The following is a 4168-nucleotide window of genomic DNA, read 5'->3' as shown; positions in this document are numbered from 1 at the left end:
CCCCCCCCCCCCCCCCCCCCCCCCCCCCCCCCCCCCCCCCCCCCCCCCCCCCCCCCACCTCCCACAGTGACCGCGTTTCTATCTTGCGATTGGGTTAAATGCGGGCGGCGAAGATGGCCTGATGCTGGCGGCACTGCTCGGCCGTCAACATGAATACGCCGTGACCGCCGCGCTGGAAGTCCAGCCAGGCGAAGTCCACTTCCGGGTACAACGCCTCGACGTGCACCTGGCTGTTGCCCACTTCAACGATCAGCAAGCCCTTCTCGGTCAGGTGGTCTGCCGCTTCGGCCAACATGCGCCGCACCAGGTTCAAGCCATCATCGCCGCAGGCCAGGCCCAGTTCCGGTTCGTGCTGGTATTCGTCGGGCATGTCGGCGAAATCTTCGGCATCGACATACGGCGGGTTGGACACGATCAGGTCAAAACGCTGGCCCGGCAGGCCATCGAAGCCATCACCCTGTACGGTGTAGACGCGCTCATCGACGCCATGGCGCTCGATGTTCTGGTTGGCCACTTCCAGCGCTTCGAAGGACAAGTCCCCCAACACCACTTCGGCGTCCTGGAACTCATAGGCGCAGGCAATACCGATGCAACCGGAGCCGGTGCACAGGTCGAGGATGCGCGCGGGCGGTTGCCCCAGCCAAGGCTCGAAGCGGTTTTCGATCAGCTCGCCAATCGGGGAGCGCGGGATCAACACGCGTTCATCGACAATAAACGACAGGCCGCAGAACCACGCCTCTTTCAGCAGGTAGGCGGTGGGCACGCGCTCATGGATACGACGATGCAGCAGACGCTGCACGTGGGAGATTTCCTCTTCTTCGAGGTTGCAGTCCAGGTAGCTGTCAGCAATTTCCCAAGGCAGGTGCAAGGCACCGAGCACCAATTGCCGGGCTTCGTCCCAGGCATTGTCGGTGCCATGGCCGAAAAACAGGTCTTCCCCATGGAAACGGCTGACAGCCCAACGGATGTGGTCGCGCAAGGTGCGCAGGCGGGATGTGATCACGGGGGAGAACTCCTGGAAAAAACGACTGGCGATTCTAACAGCCTTCGCCTGTCCCTTCGATGTACGAAAACCCTTCGCCATCCGTCGGATTTCATCCATTTTGCCATCATTGCGCTAAACAAGCCGCCCACTTGACATGGCTGCACGTCAACAACGGCGTACCTTACGATGGTAGCGGTTCACAGAACCGCTCAGCCAGTGGACAATGTCGCAAAAGCCCCCCTCACAGGAGCCCCAGAATGTCCGTTCCAAAGACGATGTTTCAACTCAGCGGTCGCGGTTACGCAGCAGCCAACCTGAACCATGCGACCCTCGTGATCATCGACGCCCAGAAGGAATACCTCAGCGGCCCACTCGCCCTCTCGGGCATGGATGCGGCGGTTGGCAACATCAAGCAGCTGGTCGCTGCAGCACGTAACGCCGGACGCCCCATCGTGCATGTGCGCCACCTCGGTACCGTGGGCGGCCTGTTCGACCCCCAGGGCGAGCGCGGTCAGTTCATTCCCGGCCTGGAACCCGAAGGTGACGAAACCGTCATCGGCAAGCTGCTGCCCAGCGCGTTCCATGGCACCGGCCTGGAAAAACACCTGCAAGACCTTGGCTCCCTGGACCTGATCGTGTGCGGTTTCATGAGCCACTCCAGCGTCAGCACCACCGTGCGCGCCGCCAAGAACCTGGGCTTTCGCTGCACCCTGGTGGAAGACGCCTGCGCCACCCGCGACCTGCCTTACAAAGGCGGCATCCTGAGCGCCGAGCACGTGCAACAGACCGAAATGGCCATCATGGCCGACAACTTCGCCACCCTGGCGCTGACCAAAGATCTGATCTGATCGACCTTCCGGTGAGCGGCGCGGCCTGTTTACGGCCCCGCTCATCCGCAAAGCCTTCTCACTTTGGCGCATTTACCCCTCCCCCCGGAACAACCTGTGTATTGTCCGGTCGAAGGGCCGATACCCTGGAGGAAAGGTCGGAATGAAGATATCCGATGGTTTTGATGCTCGTCGCTTGCGCCCCAAGGGCCCGAGCAACTGGCGTCTGCGCCTGGTGGCGGGCTTTGCCGCGCTGCTGGCGATTGTAGGTTTGTTGATGGCTGGCGCTGGTGGCGCCGGTTTGTTGGGTCACTCGCCCGCCCTGGGCGAATTGAATGCCAGCCCTGGCGGTTCGGCTATCCTGTTGGCGATCGGGCTGTTGGTGCTGTGGTTGGGCGTGTGGTTGTGGCGCCGTAGCCGTCGGAAAATGCGCCAGCCGTTGTCACTCAACATCGCTTCGCACCTGATGAAAAAGCACGACTGATGGCGCTTGGATAGCGTTTCCTGCGCCCCGGCCGCCGCGATTTAGGTAAACTGCCCGCCCTTCGCGGAGGCTGACATGCAAGACGACGATTTTTCCCTGTTCAAAAACGAGCTGAGCGGCGTCAAGCCGATCAAGCACGACCGTGCCGACACCGGTAAACCCAAGGCTGACCGCGCGCAGATCGCCAAGCTGCGCCAGGCCGCGACCGTGCGCACCGATGCCACCACCGTGGACGGCCTGTCGGACCAGTTCGTGATCGACGTCGGCCCCGAAGACGAGCTGATGTGGGCCCGCGATGGCGTGCAGGAAAGCCAGATGCGCAAGCTCAAGATCGGCCAGATCCCGTTCGAGGGCAGCCTGGACCTGCACGGCATGAGCGTGGAGAAAGCCCGGGAAACCCTGTGGGCGTTCCTGGCCGAAGCCACTAGGTTCGAAATCCGCTGCGTGCGCGTCACCCACGGCAAGGCCGTGCGGCTCGATGGCAAGCGGCCAATGATCAAGAGTCACGTCAACACCTGGCTGCGCCAGCATGCCCAGGTGCTCGGCTTTACCTCGTGCCAGGCCCGCCACGGCGGCGCGGGTGCGGTGTATGTGATGCTCAAGCGCACCATGATGGAAGGCCGCGACGAGTAACAACTGCCATCGTCAGGCTTGCAGCGATGTGTCCGCCACCGTAACCTTGCGCTTTGCGAAAATCCCACAGGTAGTTTCATGTCCCTGGAACAGAATTACACCGCGATCCTCGGCCAGCTCGGCGAGGACGTTTCCCGCGAGGGCCTGCTCGACACGCCAAAGCGTGCCGCCAAGGCGATGCAGTACCTCTGCCGCGGTTATGAACAGACGCTGGAAGAAGTCACCAACGGTGCCTTGTTCAGCTCCGACAACAGCGAAATGGTGCTGGTCAAGGACATCGAGTTGTACTCGCTGTGCGAACACCACCTGCTGCCGTTCATCGGCAAGGCCCACGTGGCGTATATCCCGAGCGGCAAAGTGCTGGGCCTGTCGAAGGTCGCGCGAATTGTCGACATGTACGCCCGCCGCCTGCAGATCCAGGAAAACCTCAGTCGCCAGATCGCCGATGCGGTCCAGCAGGTGACCGGTGCCCTGGGCGTTGCCGTGGTGATCGAAGCCAAGCACATGTGCATGATGATGCGCGGTGTCGAGAAGCAGAATTCGTCGATGATCACCTCGGTGATGCTCGGTGAGTTCCGTGAAAACGCGGCCACCCGCAGCGAATTCCTCAGCCTGATCAAGTAATCGGCGGGGCAGGAAAAGACCGGCGTTCATTGCCGGTTTTTTTTCGCCCGCAGAATTGCTGTAAGCTGCGACCCCTTCTGTTCTGGGCAAGAGGTTCAAGCCATGTTCGTCAAAGCACTTCGAGTGGGCCTCGGCCACGTCATCATCGCGGGCGACTTCCTGACCCGCCCACGTAAAAAGCAGCGCCCGGCCGAACAGCAGGCACAGGTGAACGAGGCCGCCAAGGACCTGACCCTGTACCAGTTCCACGCCTGCCCGTTCTGCGTGAAGACCCGCCGCACCTTGCACCGCCTGAATGTGCCGGTGGCGTTGAAGGACGCGAAGAACAACGAGCAGGACCGCCAGACCCTGCTGGAGCAAGGCGGCAAGATCAAGGTGCCGTGCCTGCGCATCGAAGAGAACGGCCAGACCACCTGGATGTACGACTCCAAGGTGATCATCGATTACCTGGACAAGCGCTTCGCCGCGATCTGACACACAACGCCCACTTGTAGGAGCCCGGCTTGCCGGCGATAGCGTTCTCTGGTTTGGCACGAGGCTCCAGGGCCTCATCGCCGGCCAGCCGGCTCCTACAAGGATTGTGCGAATCATCCGATGGGCAGTGGTCGTTGGGCA

Annotated in this window: 6 protein-coding genes; 5 read left to right on the top strand and 1 reads right to left on the bottom strand. The window is 61.9% G+C overall.

The features are described from left to right. Nucleotides 1-94 precede the first annotated feature (94 nt). Nucleotides 95-1003 carry a 50S ribosomal protein L3 N(5)-glutamine methyltransferase gene (prmB, locus tag AC07SU_RS14250; protein WP_176998078.1) on the bottom strand — a complete coding sequence of 303 codons (909 nt, stop codon included), beginning with the start codon at nt 1001-1003 and terminating at the stop codon, nt 95-97. A gap of 239 nt (nt 1004-1242) precedes the next feature. Here prmB and AC07SU_RS14245 point away from each other — a divergent pair, with 239 nt between their 5' ends. The 5 genes from AC07SU_RS14245 to AC07SU_RS14225 all read left to right on the top strand — a co-directional run bounded on the left by AC07SU_RS14245 (nt 1243) and on the right by AC07SU_RS14225 (nt 4027). Next, complete coding sequence (locus tag AC07SU_RS14245; protein WP_494997371.1) at nt 1243-1833, top strand: cysteine hydrolase family protein; 591 nt, start codon at nt 1243-1245, stop codon at nt 1831-1833. Between the two features lie 142 nt (nt 1834-1975). After that, nucleotides 1976-2296 carry a hypothetical protein gene (locus AC07SU_RS14240; RefSeq protein ID WP_176998076.1) on the top strand — a complete coding sequence of 107 codons (321 nt, stop codon included), beginning with the start codon at nt 1976-1978 and terminating at the stop codon, nt 2294-2296. A gap of 75 nt (nt 2297-2371) precedes the next feature. After that, nucleotides 2372-2929 carry a Smr/MutS family protein gene (locus AC07SU_RS14235; RefSeq protein WP_494997370.1) on the top strand — a complete coding sequence of 186 codons (558 nt, stop codon included), beginning with the start codon at nt 2372-2374 and terminating at the stop codon, nt 2927-2929. A gap of 78 nt (nt 2930-3007) precedes the next feature. Continuing rightward, complete coding sequence (gene folE / locus AC07SU_RS14230) at nt 3008-3553, top strand: GTP cyclohydrolase I FolE (protein WP_003204506.1); 546 nt, start codon at nt 3008-3010, stop codon at nt 3551-3553. Between the two features lie 102 nt (nt 3554-3655). Further along, on the top strand, nt 3656-4027 hold the full coding sequence (locus AC07SU_RS14225) for a glutathione S-transferase N-terminal domain-containing protein (RefSeq protein ID WP_176998075.1): 372 nt from the start codon (nt 3656-3658) through the stop codon (nt 4025-4027). Nucleotides 4028-4168: the final 141 nt, after the last annotated feature.

The sequence above is a fragment of the Pseudomonas sp. GW821-FHT05H12 genome (genome assembly GCF_059419385.1).
This window is presented reverse-complemented; position numbering and strand designations above follow the sequence as displayed.